The organism is Pseudomonas sp. NPDC047961, assembly GCF_050272435.1.
Taxonomy (GTDB): Bacteria; Pseudomonadota; Gammaproteobacteria; order Pseudomonadales; family Pseudomonadaceae; genus Stutzerimonas.
The window spans coordinates 355,013-371,234 of sequence record NZ_JBNNMD010000006.1 but is presented as its reverse complement, the minus strand read 5'-3'; the positions used below and the strand labels follow the sequence as shown (position 1 = coordinate 371,234).

The 16,222-nt window shown below is 57.9% G+C and carries 13 protein-coding genes and 1 pseudogene; 6 read left to right on the top strand and 8 right to left on the bottom strand.

Features of this window, described 5'->3' with window-relative positions; translation table 11 throughout:
- Positions 1-17 precede the first annotated feature (17 nt).
- Positions 18-3,500: a glycosyltransferase gene (locus ACQKIK_RS19990; RefSeq protein ID WP_499137248.1), complete on the top strand. Its 3,483-nt coding sequence runs from the start codon at positions 18-20 to the stop codon at positions 3,498-3,500.
- Positions 3,501-3,720: 220 nt separating this feature from the next.
- On the opposite strand, the pseudogene ACQKIK_RS19985 reads toward ACQKIK_RS19990, so the two are convergent.
- Positions 3,721-3,859 (bottom strand): annotated as a pseudogene (locus tag ACQKIK_RS19985) (IS66 family transposase); the annotation flags it as partial.
- A gap of 315 nt (positions 3,860-4,174) precedes the next feature.
- Here ACQKIK_RS19985 and ACQKIK_RS19980 point away from each other — a divergent pair.
- The 4 genes from ACQKIK_RS19980 to fliS all read left to right on the top strand — a co-directional run bounded on the left by ACQKIK_RS19980 (position 4,175) and on the right by fliS (position 7,941).
- Positions 4,175-5,377, top strand: a complete 1,203-nt coding sequence (locus ACQKIK_RS19980; protein WP_499137218.1) for a flagellin — start codon at positions 4,175-4,177, stop codon at positions 5,375-5,377.
- A gap of 82 nt (positions 5,378-5,459) precedes the next feature.
- Positions 5,460-5,822, top strand: a complete 363-nt coding sequence (locus tag ACQKIK_RS19975; protein WP_499137217.1) for a flagellar protein FlaG — start codon at positions 5,460-5,462, stop codon at positions 5,820-5,822.
- Positions 5,823-5,888: 66 nt separating this feature from the next.
- On the top strand, positions 5,889-7,298 hold the full coding sequence (gene fliD / locus ACQKIK_RS19970) for a flagellar filament capping protein FliD (RefSeq protein WP_499137216.1): 1,410 nt from the start codon (positions 5,889-5,891) through the stop codon (positions 7,296-7,298).
- 256 nt (positions 7,299-7,554) lie between these two features.
- The gene (fliS, locus tag ACQKIK_RS19965) at positions 7,555-7,941 is read left to right on the top strand and encodes a flagellar export chaperone FliS (RefSeq protein WP_499137215.1); all 387 of its coding nucleotides are present in this window, start codon (positions 7,555-7,557) and stop codon (positions 7,939-7,941) included.
- Between the two features lie 434 nt (positions 7,942-8,375).
- On the opposite strand, the gene ppnP is transcribed toward fliS, so the two are convergent.
- Positions 8,376-8,657 carry a pyrimidine/purine nucleoside phosphorylase gene (gene ppnP / locus ACQKIK_RS19960; protein WP_499137247.1) on the bottom strand — a complete coding sequence of 94 codons (282 nt, stop codon included), beginning with the start codon at positions 8,655-8,657 and terminating at the stop codon, positions 8,376-8,378.
- A gap of 115 nt (positions 8,658-8,772) precedes the next feature.
- Positions 8,773-9,114 (bottom strand): DMT family protein, encoded by a 342-nt coding sequence (locus tag ACQKIK_RS19955; RefSeq protein WP_499137214.1) that lies wholly within the window; start codon positions 9,112-9,114, stop codon positions 8,773-8,775.
- A 143-nt stretch (positions 9,115-9,257) separates the two neighbouring features.
- Here ACQKIK_RS19955 and ACQKIK_RS19950 point away from each other — a divergent pair, with 143 nt between their 5' ends.
- Positions 9,258-9,509, top strand: a complete 252-nt coding sequence (locus tag ACQKIK_RS19950; RefSeq protein ID WP_081262913.1) for a YkgJ family cysteine cluster protein — start codon at positions 9,258-9,260, stop codon at positions 9,507-9,509.
- Between the two features lie 320 nt (positions 9,510-9,829).
- Here the strand turns inward: ACQKIK_RS19950 and ACQKIK_RS19945 are convergent, their stop codons facing one another.
- From ACQKIK_RS19945 to arsS, 5 genes are all read right to left on the bottom strand, one after another.
- Entirely contained in the window at positions 9,830-10,567 is a 738-nt protein-coding gene (locus ACQKIK_RS19945) for a glycosyltransferase (protein ID WP_499137213.1), read from the bottom strand.
- A complete protein-coding gene (locus ACQKIK_RS19940) occupies positions 10,564-11,250 on the bottom strand; it encodes a TIGR04282 family arsenosugar biosynthesis glycosyltransferase (RefSeq protein ID WP_127839076.1) in 687 nt (228 codons plus the stop codon). Before ACQKIK_RS19940 ends, ACQKIK_RS19945 begins: the two co-directional genes overlap by 4 nt.
- A gap of 148 nt (positions 11,251-11,398) precedes the next feature.
- Positions 11,399-13,657, bottom strand: a complete 2,259-nt coding sequence (locus ACQKIK_RS19935) for a dihydrolipoyl dehydrogenase family protein (RefSeq protein WP_499137212.1) — start codon at positions 13,655-13,657, stop codon at positions 11,399-11,401.
- Positions 13,658-13,777: 120 nt separating this feature from the next.
- Positions 13,778-15,151, bottom strand: coding sequence for a sodium:solute symporter (locus ACQKIK_RS19930; RefSeq protein WP_499137246.1), 1,374 nt, complete (start codon positions 15,149-15,151; stop codon positions 13,778-13,780).
- Positions 15,152-15,167: 16 nt separating this feature from the next.
- A complete protein-coding gene (gene arsS / locus ACQKIK_RS19925) occupies positions 15,168-16,145 on the bottom strand; it encodes an arsenosugar biosynthesis radical SAM (seleno)protein ArsS (protein WP_499137211.1) in 978 nt (325 codons plus the stop codon).
- Between the last annotated feature and the right edge of the window lie 77 nt (positions 16,146-16,222).

Genomic DNA, 16,222 nt, shown 5'->3' with positions numbered 1-16,222 from the left:
CCTTGGTTAGCGTGGCCATGCCGGCTTACAAATCTGCTTATTTGGAAACTGCTCTTGACAGCGTGCTTCGGCAAACTTACCGGCCTTTGGAGCTAGTAATTTGTGACGACTGTCGGGGAGGTGAGGTACGCGAGATCGTGGAACGGTTCATTGAGCGTGCCGACTTCAAGGTCATATACCAGCATAACCCGAAGCGTTTAAATGAAATAAATAATCTGGCGCGTTGTATCGAGTTGGCGAGCGGGGAGTATGTTAAATTCCTTTATGATGATGATGTGCTTCACCCCGAATGCGTAGCATCGTTGTTGGAACTCATGCAGGGCGACGCCAGTGTTTCACTAGCCAGTTCACGGCGGCGTCGTATAGGACCTTCAGGCGATCGACTGCCTGATATATATGCCACGGCGTTTCCTTTCGAAACTGATGCGTTAATTGATGGCGAACAGCTTGTTTCATTTTTAGCCGACCATACAATTAATTTCATAGGTGAGCCCAGTTCCGTTATGTGTCGGCGCGCCGATGTATTGGCAATGGGCAATCAGCTGAGCACATTAAATGGTGTGAGGATCCATTGGGTTGGGGATCTTGCCATCTATGCCAAGTTATTGCGTTCGGGAAGCTTGGCGATGCGTTGCGAGGCGCTGTCTGATTTTAGGGTCTCAGAGGAGCAATTCAGTCAATTAGGTCGCGACCAGCCAGGTATAGGCGAAAAAGGACACGAGAATTTCCGGCAGATGATTCGCGATCTGGGCTGGTACCGCACTAACGAGGACAGTCGGTTTGTGCGCGTGGCACCTATCACCCAGCTCAAAGCAAGGGTATTCAAGCCGGTAAACGTGCTTGCAGCATTAATGCGGGCTATCGGTTTGGGAACTGTCCCGTTGCAGGCTTGGCACGGGGAGCGCTGGCCGAAGGATGTTCAGCGACGACTCATAGAGGAACGCTTGGCTTGCAGCAATGACGGACCGCGTATAGCTGTGGCAGTCCTTGATGCAAAGGCGGACCGAGAGGCTGTAGAAAGGACGCTACGGAGTCTGGAAAGCACTAACTGCTACCGAAACATTGATATCCAAGTGGTTTCGTCTATGGCCTTCTCAGGCCTCGACGGTCGGGCGAAGCTGTTTCCGCTGGCTGGCAGCTCCCCAATGGCCGTACTCAATGTCATCGCTACCTCCAGCCAAGCCGAGTGGATGTTGGTGGCAGAGGCCGGCGTTGAATTTACCTCCAGCGGCTTGCTAATCGCGGCGTTAGATCTGCTGGGCGCGCCCGAGGGCTGTCTGGCCGTGTATGCCGATGAACTGATGCGCCTGGAGGATGGCGGAAGTGGGGTAGCGTTGCGTCCGGACTTCAACCTGGATTTACTGCTTAGCTTTCCCGCTGGGCTTTGCAAACATTGGCTGTTAAGACGTGAAACGTTGGTGGAGCTGGGCGGTTTTGCTGCTGAATATGAAGAGGCGTTCGAGTTGGACTACCAGCTGCGCCTGGTCGAGCGCTACGGCCTAGCCTGTATAGGCCATATAAGTGAGCCGCTCCTTACGAGCGTTGCATTTGCACTCCGAGACAGTGCTCAGGAGCACGCTGTGATCGAGCGGCATTTGCATGCCAGAGGATACGTGCAGGCTAAAGTGGATAGCCGGCTGCCAGGGCGCTATGAACTCGATTATGGCCACGCGCAGCTGGGCTCTGTAAGTATTCTGATAGTGGTCAAGGATCGCTTGCCACAAATTCAGCGATGCATTGAAACGCTGCTGGAGCATACCGACTACGCAAATTACGAAGTGCTGTTGCTCGACCATGGTAATCAGTCAACACCGATGCGTGAGTGGCTCGCCGGCGTCGAGGCAATGGGTGTGGATCAATTAAGGGTGTTGCGCTTCGATTCTGCATTGTCGCGCGAGGCTTTGTGCAACCAAGCGGTCGAGCAAGCGAGAGGTGACTTCTTGCTATGGTTGGGCGATGGCGCCGGTGTCATGGCAGAGGGCTGGTTGCAGCAACTACTCAACCATGGCCAGCGATCGGAAGTCGGGGCAGTGGGCGGGAAATTGTTGTCGGCAGATGGCATTATCCGCCACGCTGGCTTGTTGCTCGGTCTCTGCGGTCCCGTCGGGCGCGCCTTTGAAGGGGCCTCGTTTGATGATGCAGGCTATATGCAGCGCCTGCAGATCGACCAGAACTATTCTGCCCTCAGTGGTGAGTGTCTGATGGTCCATCGAGAGCTGTTTCAGCAGCTCGGCGGTTTTGATGAATCCCCTCTGCTCGCGCGCTGGGCTGATGTGGATCTTTGCCTTCGTTTGCAGCAGGCGGGATATCTAAACGTCTGGACTCCTCGGGTACAGTTGTTGATGGATCCTCCTCCTGAGGCTGCCACCAATGCTGCGGAGGAGGATGAGTTTTACCGGCGTTGGTTGCCGGTCTTGGCTCATGACCCTGCCTATAATGGCGGGTTCAGCTTGCAGGTTGAGCAAGGTTTCAAGCTGGCCGACCCTCAGTTGTCCTGGCGTCCCTTGCAATCCTGGCGACCATTGCCGGTTGTACTAGGGCATTACGCGGATCGCGAGGGTTGCGGCCACTATCGTGTGATCCAACCGTTCAACGCGATGCGCGATGCCGGTCTCATCGAGGGGGCGTTAACTGTCGGCCTGCTTTCCCCGGTTGAGCTGGCCCGTTACGCGCCGGATGTCGTGTTGCTGCAACGTCAGGTGGGTGAAGAGCAGTTGGAGCAGATGCGGCGGATGCGGGAATTTTCTAGCGCATTCAAGATATACGAGCTGGACGACTATCTGCCGAACCTGCCGATCAAGAGTATTCACCGACTGCATATGCCTAAGGACATCGTTCGCACGTTGCGGCGCGCACTGGGATACGTTGATCGTTTTGTAGTTTCCACCCAGCCGTTGGCAGAAGCCTATGCAGGGCTGCACGACGATATCAGGGTCATCGAGAACCGCTTGCCTGCCTGGTGGAAGGGAAAGCAAAGTGAACGACGGGTTGGCCGAAAGCCAAGGGTTGGCTGGGCTGGAGGGGTTGGTCATACGGGCGATTTGGAGCTGATTGTCGACGTGGTCAAAGCGCTCGCCGATGAGGTCGAATGGGTGTTCTTCGGGATGTGCCCCGATAAGCTGAGGCCTTACGTTCATGAATTTCATGGGGGCGTGTCGATTCATCAGTATCCGTCGGTTCTAGCCAGCATGAACCTGGATCTTGCTCTGGCTCCGCTCGAGCAAAACCTTTTCAATGAATGCAAGAGCAATTTGCGCCTGCTTGAGTACGGCGCCTGCGGCTTCCCTGTCATAGCCAGTGATGTCAGGTGCTATCGAGGTGACCTTCCAGTTATGCTGGTTAAGAACCGCTTCCGAGACTGGGTTGATGCGATCAGGGCTCACATCAACGATCTTGATGCCGCCTCCAGAGCAGGTGATGACTTACGGAACGTCGTATTGAGCAAATGGATGCTTGAGGGTGCGAATCTGGAATCCTGGCGCAAGGCTTGGCTTCCCTAGGCTGGCTGATTTGCACCAATGAGACGATGCGGCCCGACTCGGCTGTGAGATCGACGGTGCCCCTGCCCGGGGTGCCTCGCTATAAGGTCGTTTGGCCTTGGCAAGGATCGACTCCCCTATTCGGGTAGCGTTGCCACTGGGTGAGGTGGGCTTCACCGTCAGCGCCGGCTCATTGTTCAGCTTCGCATCGAAACGTGGGGTGTCGCCGACCTCTTTCAATACGCTCGACGCCGTACAGCTTGCTGACCAGGGGCGGCCCCATGTCGGAGCGTTCGGCCTTGCCCTTTGGGCTGCGCCTTCTGTGCTTCGATAAATGTACGCCGCGCATGTGTCCAGCAGGCCAGGCGTTCAATGCCATCTCCATCCTCTCTTTATGGGTTCGTGAACGCTTACGCACGGCTTCGATCTCGCTTGGGCGTTTGTGCGGCTGTTACACCGCCATGATGAGTTAGTTCCTAAGATTCTCCGCCGACTTGCCGATGTAGTGACCATGCGGCGGTTAGAGCGATCGAAGAAGTCAAGGGTGACAAAGGATTTTCTCTTTCTCCCCTAAAGCTTTTGAGAGTACCGCCGAAATAGATCATGAATGCGAACTTTATGGGTGCCTGGGTAATGTCCCTCCCTAAGGTCGCACACTCAGGCAAACAAGCTAGGTCCGATGGAGGACACACATCATGGCTTTGACCGTCAACACTAACGTTGCTTCCCTGAACACTCAGCGCAACCTCAGCAACTCCGCCAACTCCCTGCAGACCACAATGCAGCGCCTGTCAACAGGTAGCCGCATCAACAGCGCCAAGGACGATGCCGCCGGCCTGCAGATTTCCAACCGTCTGGGAAGCCAGATCAGTGGTCTGAATGTTGCGGTTAAAAACTCGAACGACGGCATCTCCATGGCGCAGACTGCTGAAGGCGCCCTGCAGCAGTCCACGAATATCCTGCAGCGTATGCGTGACCTGTCCCTGCAGGCTGCAAACGGTTCCAACAGTGATTCTGAGCGTGGTGCACTAAACGACGAAGTCACCCAGCTGAAGAAAGAACTGGACCGTATCAGCAATACCACTACCTTCGGTGGTCGTCAGTTGCTCAACGGCGACTTCGGCACTGCCAGCTTCCAGGTGGGTGCAGCGGCTAACGAGATCATCAGTGTTTCCATTGGCGAGATGAGCTCCAAGTCGCTTGATGCTACGCACTACGAGTCCACTATCGCTGCTTCGAGCGCAACCGCGGCCGCTTCTCCGGCGACCGGCGCTGCGGCCAGTGGTGGCGTTACGGTAGGTTTCTCGGTCGGTTCCAAGTCGTATTCGGTTGATGCTAAGTTCGCCAAAGGCGATACCAACGTACAAATCAACCAGAAACTGGCTGCCGCCATTAACGATACCAACTCGGGCGTGGGTGCCTTCGTAGACGAAACCTCTGGTGCAATAACTGTTGTCGCCAAAGAGGACGCTACCACCACTGGGCAGTCAGCATTCGCCCTTACTAGCATGGCTCAGACTAGCGGTACCGGTTTCACAGCTGGTGCTGCAACGGTTGCGGCTACCGCGGGTACGGCTACTTCCACAACCATCGCTAAGATTGACTTGACTACCGCCAAGGGTGCGCAGGTTGCCGTCCAGGCAATTGACGAGGCGATCAAGTCGATCGACTCTCAGCGAGCCGAACTTGGTGCGGTGCAGAACCGCTTCGAGAATACGATTGCCAACTTGCAGAACATTGGCGAGAACGTCTCGGCAGCGCGAGGCCGTATCCAAGATACCGACTACGCCGCTGAAACTGCTGCACTGAGCAAGAATCAGATCCTGCAGCAGGCAGGTACCGCGATCCTAGCCCAGGCCAACCAGTTGCCGCAGGCGGTTCTTAGCCTTTTGCAGTAAGCTGAACAGGCAGGTCTGCGATAACTGCGGGGGGAAGTGCTTGAGCGCTTCCCCCCGTTTCGCCGTTGCGAGGTGATGAAAAATGGATATTGCGATTTCAACCCGGCTGCTTGCTAATACGGCGCAGGCGCAGCAAGAGGGAGCGCGTAGCGTTGCCGGCAAACAGGCTGATTCAGCGGTCGTTGCCGGTTCGGCTCCAGCCGAGCAGCAGCAGACTGTTATCGCCGAGTCGCTCGGGGAGGCGGTTTCCAGCATCAAGGATTTTGTGCAAAGCATTCGCCGGGATTTGGATTTCGATCTGGACGATGCGAGTGGCAAGATGATTGTTAAAGTGACGGACCGTGCGACGGGAGAGGTGGTTCGGCAGATCCCGACTGAAGAAGCGTTGCGCCTGGCCGAAAACCTGGAAGAGGCACGCAGTCTATTATTCAAGGCCCAGGCCTAGCGGCGGGGTTCTTGCTGATATCGAATTTTGCTTTATAAGCGTCAACCCCTTGGCGAGGTGATGGACATGGCAGGTATCACAGGTATTGGTTCAGGCATGGATATCGATTCTATGGTTAGCGCCATGGTTTCGGCAGAAAAGGCACCGAAAGAGGCGCAACTGAACCGCCTGGAAAGTGCGACCACCACCAAGATTTCCGCCCTGGGTTCATTACGCACGGCCTTGAGCGGCTTCCAGACCGCGCTCAAAGATTTGAACGACCCCAAGCTGTATGAGAACCGCTCCGCTAAATCCAGTAGTACCGGTCTGCTGACCGCTACCGCAAGCAAGACCGCTCAGGCGGGCATTTACAGTATCAAAATCGAGCAGCTGGCTACAGGCAGCAAGACGGCTACTGCTGCGCTGGAGAGTAGTTTCAAGACAGGCGCCGCCGGTACCTTGGCCGTCGATCTAGGAGACGGCCAAGGCATCAGCGTGGATATAAGCGAAGGTGCGTCGCTCGAGCAGGTGCGGAACTCGCTGAATGCGGCGCTCAAGGATTCAGGCGTCACTGCGAATCTGCTTACCGACCCGAGTACTGGCAAGACGCGGCTGGTGATGTCTTCAAGCAATACGGGGGCAGGGAAGGACGTTTCGATCACTGCTACTGCAGGACTGGAAGCGCTTGCGATCGATACCACAAATACTATTTCTGCCGAAGGTGACGCCGTCGAAGGCATGAATGGTGTGTTGGAGCGGGCGCAAAACGCCAAGTTCAGTATTGATGGTCTTGCATTACAAAGCGCGTCCAATAGGGTAGAGGGCGCTATTGCCGAGGTCACGCTCAATCTGACCGCGGCGGAAAAGGACAAAACGGTTACGGTTACGGTTGCGCAGGATTTTGAAGGCGTTACCTCCAACGTCAAAAAATTCATTGCTGCTTATAACAACCTGATCGGCACGACGAACACGCTGACCAAGGTGACTAAGGTTGGTGAGAATGGAGAACCATTGACCGGTGGCCTTGTGGGTGACTCCAGTGTTCGCAACATTCTTTCTGGCATCCAGAATGAACTTACTAAAATCGGCGGCGGTGAGGGCGTACGACTGTTGTCAGATTTGGGTATCACAACTCAGAAGGATGGCACTCTGGGTATTGATGACAAGAAGCTGAAGACGGCGCTCGAGAGTAAGTTCGATGCTGTCGGAAGTTTCTTTACCGGTGATGCAGGGCTGATGAGTAGGCTCAACAACCGAGTCGATGGGTTCAATCAGACCGGGGGGGTTTTAGCGCAACGGGTTTCCGGCCTTGAAGGCACTAGCGCTGATGTAAAGGCGCAGCGTGAGAAGCTCGCGCTGCGAATTGAGTCGATGACTAGCCGTCTTTATGCCCAATTCAATGCTATGGACACAATGGTCGCACAGCTTTCCAACACGAGCAGTTGGTTGGAGAACACGCTTTCCAGCTTACCCGGTGTCGTCAAGAGCAATAAATAAGCACATCGTTCGCTTGGTCCGGTAGATGGGATGATGGGTCTAGCCGCGGTTCTCGTCGTTATCATCCCGGCTGTCATATTTTGCAGAGCACGATCAGACGAGAGCGCCGACCGCTCTAAACGCCCTGAAGAAAATACCTAGCTTCACGCCACGAATAAATGAAAATCAAGCCGTCGCTTTGTCCTTAACTGATTAAAGCTGTACGAGCGGTTGCCGATAAATAGGTTAGTCCCGCATCACTGGAGCAGCTAACCTCATGTACGCCATGTCCGCGATGAAACAGTACCAATCGGTCAATACCAACGCTCAGCTCATCGATGCAACGCCGCATCGTTTGATCCAGATGTTGATGGAAGGCGGTCTCTCCCGCCTTGCGCAAGCGAAGGGTGCAATGGAGCGTAACGATGTCGCCTTGAAAGGCACCTTGATCGGTAAGGCCATAGACATCGTTGGCGGATTGCGTCAGGGCTTGAATCTTGAGGCAGGGGGAGAAGTCGCAGCTAATCTCAACAACCTCTATGTATACATGGCCACGCGACTGATAGAAGCAAACCTTAAGAGCGATCTGGTGATCCTTGATGAGGTCGCTGGGTTGCTGCGGGAAGTTAAGTCTGGTTGGGATGAAATCCCGCAAGAGTCTTAGCCGCCTCGGTGAAGGTTTTTCGCTCGCGCTGGTGACCATTCTGCAAACAGTTGTCGTCTCTGATTTACGTTGTGCTGTAGTTCTTCAGAGCAATAGCTAGATGCATTTTTTGCCCTGGGCCCCACGGCGTATTGGTGGAAAACTCTTCGCGGTTTCCACCCTACGGAGCTAGCCTGAACTTGACGTAGGTTGGTTTACCAGAAGGCATACTTCGACTGTCGGATGGACTGGACCGGTGGTTATGTTGCGCCGAGAAACGTGGCCGATGCGTAGTAAGTGACGAAAGCGCCGCCGGGTGACTCCCGCCTAAGCAAAGCGGTCATCCTTGGTGCGCTTTGGTGGGCCGAAGTCCACCCAACAAATGTCGCAGGGTAGATGGTCTTATCCATCCACCGCAACGACGTTCCGGACTGCCCCAAAGCAAAAGTGTCCGCTTAGCGGTACTCACACAAGTAGGCAGTCGCCTCCGCCACCTTCAGCTGAAACTTGCTGTTCGCCGGCACAGTGAACTGGGTGCCAGCGCCGAAAGTTTCGTAGTTTTCGCTACCCGGCAGTTTCACGTCGAGGCTGCCAGCGACAACTTGCATAACTTCCAACTGATTCGTGCCGAACTCATATTCGCCAGGCGCCATGACGCCGATGGTGGCGGGGCCCGCTGCCATGTCGAAGGCGATGGATTTGACGGTGCCGTCGAAGTACTCGTTGACTTTGAACATTCGAAAAATCTCTAAGGGTGGGGAAAGGGCGGCCAGTATGCCGAAGCCGCTGGACGCCGTCATCAGGTCGCATTGCGGCAAGCTACGCTGCCTAAAAAGCCCGTCGAACCGACTGCTATGAGCGAAAGATGAAGTACACAGCGCCCAACAAGCACAACCCGGCCCAGAGGTAATCGAGCTTCAACGGTTGCTGCATGTACAGCACACTGAACGGCACGAAGATGGCGAGGGTGATCACTTCCTGCATGATCTTCAGCTGACCGATCGATAGTTCGGTGTAGCCGATTCGATTCGCCGGCACCATCATCAGATACTCGAACAGCGCGATGCCCCAGCTGATCAACGCGGCTATGAGCCACGGCTTCCCGTTGAGTGTCTTGAGATGACCGTACCAGGCAAAGGTCATGAACAGGTTGGAAACGCAGAGCAGGGCGGCAGTCTGAATCCAGATAGGCATAGGTCACTCCGGGGCGGTGGCGAATCCTATTGGCTGTCGGCACGGCCTCGCAAGTATCGAATGAGTGTCGCGTCGCGCTAGTGTCTTTTGCTAAGCCTGCGACTATTATCGCCGCCCCGTTATTTTCATTTCGGATCGTTGGAATGAACTGCCGTCCCGGTTGCGGTGCCTGTTGCGTTGCCCCTTCGATCAGCTCGCCGATGCCCGGTCTGCCTTCAGGAAAACCGGCTGGCGAGCGTTGCCTGCATCTTTCCGAGCAAAACCTCTGCAGATTGTTCGGCTTGCCTTCCAGGCCTGCGGTTTGCAGCCAGTTTCAAGCGGATCATATGGTCTGTGGTGATAGCCGACAGGAGGCCATCCGACTGCTCGGCTGGTTGGAGCAAGCGACCGCATGATGATCGAGATACCGCCCCCGATTAGGGCGCGCTGAACAGCTAACCCGATGTTTTCATCAGACCCAACTTGGTATGCGTCGGCTTACGGTGAAGGCGTTGAGGATCGGGACCGTAAGCATCGCTTGCCGGCAGCTGGCTAATCCTGGGTTACAGCCGCACGGGTTGAAGGCTGCGCAGGCTCGCTCGAAGTCGAATCACTAGGCTCAGTGCTCGAGCCGTCGCCGCCCCAGCCCAAGCAGACGGGGCGAGCGCTGGCGCTGTTAGTCCAATCGCTGCCACGTCAGGTCTTTAAACAGCTTTTTATGCCTGACAGGTAACCACTATCCCAGGCGGGAAGTATCGCGTGGCTTTGAGCCCGTTACGTTTCTTCCAGCGTAGAGCCGTGCAAGCGTAAAGGGCGACAGCCCTAGCATGAAACCCAGGGCCAGCAGGCGATTGCGGCCGGCGCGGCGCCACCAGCCATCGCGTTGCCAACGGCGTGAGCTGACCCCGAGCCCATGCTCCAGGCGGCGAAAATACCCTTGGCTGCGCAATCCCTTGACCAGCGGAACTTCCTCGAAAAGCGGCCAGGGCGCATGTTGCCGTACGGCGAAATAGGTTGTCCGGCGAGCGAAGATGCCTTGATCGCCATAGGGCACGCCGACCCGGTTTCGCCAAGCCACCAGGCGTTCGATCAAGCGGCCTTGCCAGCTGTTCGTGTCGCTGAAGCGAAACGCGAAGTAGCCTCCCGTAGCGCCTTTCTCTATGGCCTCGCTCACGGCCATCAATGCCTGCCGGTCCAGATCGGCGTCGGCATGCAGAAACCAGAGCGTCTCATGCGCCGAGAGCGCGGCTCCCTGGCGTAACTGCTCGCCCCTCGATGGCGTTGCCGATGACCACAGCGCATCGTGGTTCCGGCACAGCGCTTGGCATCGCTCACTGACAGCCGCATCCACTACGACGATTTGCAGCGGTGTCCCGGTTTCTGACTCAGCCAGACGCAATTGCAGAAGCAGCCGATCAAGGTGCTCTTCGTCGTGCAGGCACGGGATGATCACGCTGATCCCTGATGAGCTCACCGTCGCAGTCCCTCAAGATTGTTCAGCGTTTGTAGCAGTCTTCGCCTCGCTGCTCTGGGGTCGTCGGCGAGCGCTTGGGCTGCAAGAGGCAGGTCCGCTTGTTCGTCGATATCGAACGATTCCCCGCTGAGCGCAACCGAATGACCCACCCGACGGCATGCGTCCGCCAGTGCGTGACCCAGTTCAGGGGTGCTCCACGGCAAGGCAGCTAGATCCGGCCAGGGAAGTTTCGACGCCATCAGCACCACCCCACCGTCTCGCGCAGCCACGAGCACCGTATCGTGTGTCCCCAACGCAGCGTGTACCCGCTGATAGTCATCCGGTGTGAGCGCTGGGGCGTCGCTTCCGATGTACAGAAGCTGCCGATGGCCGAGGCCGCGCAAGCTGTGGTCCAGGTTGTTGATTCGTTCGCCCAGGTTGCCGGCAGTTTGCGCCAGACACAGAGCCTGCGGCATCAGCTGTGCGGCCCAGTCACACGCATCCCTCTGATCGGGGGCAATGACGACCGGCCCGTGCCAGCTGCGCAGGTCTTCCAGTGCGCAATCAAGCAGATGCTCGGCGATATTCAAGGCTCGCTCGACACCGATGTGCACGGCCAGGCGCTGTTTGCCGTGGCCAAGGGCAGGTCGCTTGCAGATGAGGACCAGCGCTGCGTCGTCAGGAGGGGTTTGCTTCGTAGTCATCAAGCTGGCTCGTTGGGGATGGCGGGTGGCACATCTCGGCGCTGCGGTTATGTTCCGTCGGATAAGCCGCTCTGCTTATTGTTTGCAGCGAGGCGTTGAAGGTGTCTTTGGATCTGTCCTGTCGGGCATTCGATGCAAGGTCCAGCTGCTAACAGTTGAGTTTCACCCGTTGCTTCACCTTTACAGGTTGATCAAAGTGACGGTTCCGTTTCCGTTTGCGCCGACCTGCTGAGGGCTGTGCCCTGGTTATTGCGAATCCGCGCTGCCGCCAAGTCGCCAGCGGTGGAAGCGCGCCAGCCAGCGCAATACCGTGGCCGGGGCATGGGTGCGTTTCCATTCGCCGGCCACAGATTTGTTGGCTTCGGCCAGGGTCGGGTAAATGTGGATGGTGCCGAGAAATCTTGTTCAGCCCCAGCCCATGCTTCATTGCCGAGACGTACTCGGTGATCAGATCACCGGCATGCTTGCCGACGATGGTAGCGCCGAGAATGCGGTCCTTGCCCGGCACTGTCAGCACCTTGATGTAGCCATAGGCGGCTTCATCGGCGATGGCGCGGTCAAGGTCATCCATGCCGAAGCGGGTGACTTCATAGGCGATGCCTTGAGCCTTGGCCTGCTGTTCGTTGAGCCCGACATGGGCGACCTCCGGGTCGGTAAAGGTGGCCCAGGGGATCACGCGGTAGTCCACTTTGAAGCGCTTGAATCCGCCGAACAGCCCGTTCACCGCGCCGTACCACGCTTGATGCGAGGAGACATGGGTGAACTGGAAGGGGCCGGTTACGTCACCGACCGCATAGATGTTTGGAAAGCGGGTAGCCAAGTACTCGTTAGTGGCGAGAGTGCCGTTTTCCCGCACTTGTAGTTGCAGTTCCTCGACACCGAAACCCTGAATATTGGCGGCTCGGCCCAGCGCGACCAGTAGCTGGTCGAACTCGATGACCACTTCACCGTCGAGTGAGAGATCACGGCAGACGACCTGCCGCTCGCCATCGATCGCGTCGAAACGCTCGGCGCGGTGCTGCAGACGTACATCCACACCGTCTTTGCGCAACCCCGCCAGTACGGCCGCGCTGGCGTCGGAGTCCTCACGGGGCAGCAGGCGCTCGTTGCGCTGAACCAGGATGACCTGGCATCCGAGCCGTTGAAAGGCCTGCGCCAACTCGCAACCGATCGGCCCACCGCCTAATACCAGCAGCCGTTTGGGTTGCTCACGCAAGGCCCAGACCGTGTCCGAGGTAAGCGGTGCGACCTGGTCGATACCGGGAATATCGGGCACCTTCGGACCTGCGCCAGTGGCGATGACGATGGCGCGGGTGTTGAGGCGCTGGCCGTTGACCTCGACGGTCCACGGCGAGGTGATCCGTGCTGTGCCTTCGATTACCTCGACGCCGAGTTCGGTGTACCGCTGAACCGAGTCATGTGGCGCGATCGTGGCGATCACGCGCTGGATGCGTTGCATGACGGCGGCGAAGTCCACCTCGCCCTCGATTGGCTTGAAGCCCAGCTGCTCGGCCTTCTTGAGCTCATTGGCCAGTCTGGCCGAGCGGATCAGCGCCTTCGACGGGACACAGCCTGTGTTCAGGCAATCGCCGCCCATCCGGTGTTTTTCGATCAGAGTGACCTTGGCCTTTACCGCCGCTGCGATATAGGCGCTGACCAGCCCACCGGAACCGGCGCCAATGACCACCAGGTTACGGTCGAACCGACGTGGTTTTTCCCAGCCCGCGTAAACCTTGCGTGCCTTGAACACGTCCAGCGCCTTACGCGACAACACCGGCAACAGCCCCAGCAGCACGAAGGCGCCAATCAGCCCCGGTGAGAGAATGCCGCCCAAAGACTCCAGCTGACCTAGCTCGCGCCCGGCATTCACGTACACCAGCGTTCCGGGCAGCATGCCCAGTTGACTGACCCACCAAAATGTACGGACGGGTAATTGCGTAAGACCCATCGCCAGATTGATCAGGAAGAAGGGAAATACCGGGACCAGACGCAAGGCAAACAGGTAACTGGCGCCTTCGCGGTTCACGCCCTGGTCGATCTTGGCCAGTCGTTGCCGAAAGCGTGCCTGCACCCAGCTGCGAAGCAAGTAGCGGCTGAGCAACATCGCGAGGGTCGCGCCGAGCGTCGATGCGAAGGACACCAGCAGCGTGCCGCCAAACAAACCGAAAAGCGCTCCGCCGACAAGCGTCATCAATGCGGCACCAGGCAGTGACAACGCCGTGACCAATACATAGCCAAGGAAGAAAACGCCACCCGCGAGCCATGGGTGAACCTCCACCTGTGCGTCGAGCGCCGCTTGCTGCGCCTTGATCGCGTCGAGACTGAGGTATTGGCCCATATCGAACACGAAGAAGCCGGCCAGCAGCACCAGAATCAGCGCCAGTACCGCGATTTTTCGGCTATTCATCCCTGCCTCTCCGTCATTGATGCTCGACCGCATGGGCTGGGTCGCGCCTGATGCTGGCAACTATGGCTGCGCGAGCGGGACGCGAAACGATCACGTGGCGAACAGCGTCGCCCGGACGCATCATTGGCGTCCTCGCAGCCAGCCCGGCAGCAGGTATCCCAGGGTGCACAGCAACAAACCATAGAGGTTGGTGCCGAGCAGCAAGGCATATTTGCCATCGCCAATGGCCCAGTTTGGCGGAATCCAATCAAGCGTCAGAGCGATGCCCAGGCAAAGGCCAGTCCAGAAACTCAGGTGGAACCCCAGGCGAGTCGGGTTCGTCAGACCGTGCAGGATAAACACCGGGGCGAGCCCAATGACCATGGTCCCGCTGATTGTCGTGGCCTTGAGGATATCGGTCCCCGCGATCATCGGCAGGTTGCCCAGCAGGGCGAACAACACCATCGCTGCCATGCCCAGACCGATGGCCCGTGCTCCCAGATCACGCCCGGCCAGCAATGGCAGTTCTCGCCCAACCAGCTTGGCGAGACTGGAAAATGTCGAGTCCAGCGTCGAGCCCGCGGCCGATACCATCACCACCGTCATCACCAATAGCGCGCCGATGCCCATAGTCTTGGCCAGGGCCGCCGGGACGTTGTCGGACGCCGGCAAGCCGGTCAATTGTGCATGTACCCCAATCAGACAGAAGGCGAGGATCGCGACGAAACCCAGGATGCCCGCCAGCAAAAAAGCACGGCGCATGGTGCGTTCTTCGCTGATGAAACCGCGGTCGGTAAGCACCGGATCGTGAAAGCCATAACTGAGTGCCTGCAGCCCCGCAACCAGCAGCAGATCGACGCCCGCATTGAGTGACCAGTGACTGGTACTGCTCAGCTCCTCTACCGTGTGTTGCGGCAGTACCAGGCCCAGGACCCAAATCAGCGCAACGATGAAGATCGCCATCTGCGCCGCGTCGGTCAGTATCGAGCTGCGAAGCCCACCGCGCAGGCTGTAGCCCAGCGTGACAGCGGTGAACAGCAAGGCAGCCGCAATGAACTCGGGGCTGCCAGACGCTCCGTAGTAGCCGCCGACCACCGCGGTATTGCTCCACACCTCGTTGAACAAACGGATGAGGATCGCCGCAGTGAACGCCAGGGCCGCCGCGTGACCGTAATGGCTGGAGAGAAAACTCACCAGGCCGGTAGCCGCAAAGCGCCGGCGCAAGCGATAGATGACGAAGCCTGTCAGGGGGATCGAGAGCCAGTACATGGCGTAAGCCAGTCCGCCGACCAGTCCATAGCTGGCACCCAGGTTCGCCGCATTGGTCACTGACTTGGCGAAGATCCAGCTGATGAAGATGCTCGAAGTCAGCAACCAGGGCGCGACGCTGCGGCCGTGTTTGTCCTGGCCTTCGAAGAAGCCACCCAACGTCACCGAGCGCGGGGACAAGGCCAGCATCGCAGCGCCATAAAAGATCAGAAAGCCCCAGAAAAACAGCCCCGTCCAGCTGCTCATATCCATTACAGCGTCCTTATTCGATCAGGCTGCCACCGCAGCTTGAGCCTTGCCCCGCAGTACAGGCATAGCAGTGATCGCGCGTCGCGATGGCGTTGCCTTCGAGGCTCGTCGTCTGGAGCAGGTTGCGCAGGTGCGGCCGGTCTCGGCCAATCAGGCCGGGCATGGCGGCCGGCAGGTCGAGCATCTGATTGAAGTCGCAGTCATACAGATAACCTTGCCAATCCACGCTGATCAGGCTGCGGCACATCACTGCTTCCAGATTGGCTGGCCGATAACTGTCGCGCAGTAACTGCATGTAATCAGCGAATTGCCCTTTGCTGATTAGCGTGCTGCCGAAGCGGGCGATCGGTTGGTTGGTGATGGTCAGCAGATGGTCAAAGTGGATACCGAAGTATTGTGCAAGGTGCGCTTTGTAATCCGCTTCGAGCGCCGCTTGTGGCGGTGGCAGGCTCGGCCCTTGTGGGTTGTAGACCAAGTTGAGCGTCAGGTCGCTACCGGGTTCGCCGTAGCCAAGTCGGTTGAGCTTGCGCAGCCCGGCGATGCTGGCCTCGAACACGCCATCGCCGCGCTGCCGGTCGACGTTCTCGCGTGAGTAGCAGGGCAGGGATGCCGTCACCTCGACACCTTGCTCGGCCAGAAAATTCGCCAGGTCCTCGTAGCCAGGCTCGCTCAGGATCGTCAGATTGCAGCGGTCGTTGACCCGCAGACCCTCCCTGCGTGCGTGGGCGACGATCTCACGAAAGCGCGGGTGCATTTCCGGTGCGCCGCCGGTGAGGTCGAGCGTATGCACAGGATGCGCATCGATCACCTCATGCAGCAGGCCGAGGCTCTCATCGGTCATCGCCTCCGTGCGAGTCGGCCCGGCGTTCACATGGCAGTGCAGACAGCGCTGATTGCACTGGTAGGTGAGATTGACCTGCAAGGCCTCCAGCGACCCGCGACGCAGCGGCGGGAACGCCAGAGCGTTCAGGAGGGGAAGCGTGGCATGCATGGTGATGGCTGCTCGTGTGGAGAGATGTCCATTGGCGTCATTACGTGGCCCAGCGTTACAGGTTTTTCAAACGCACA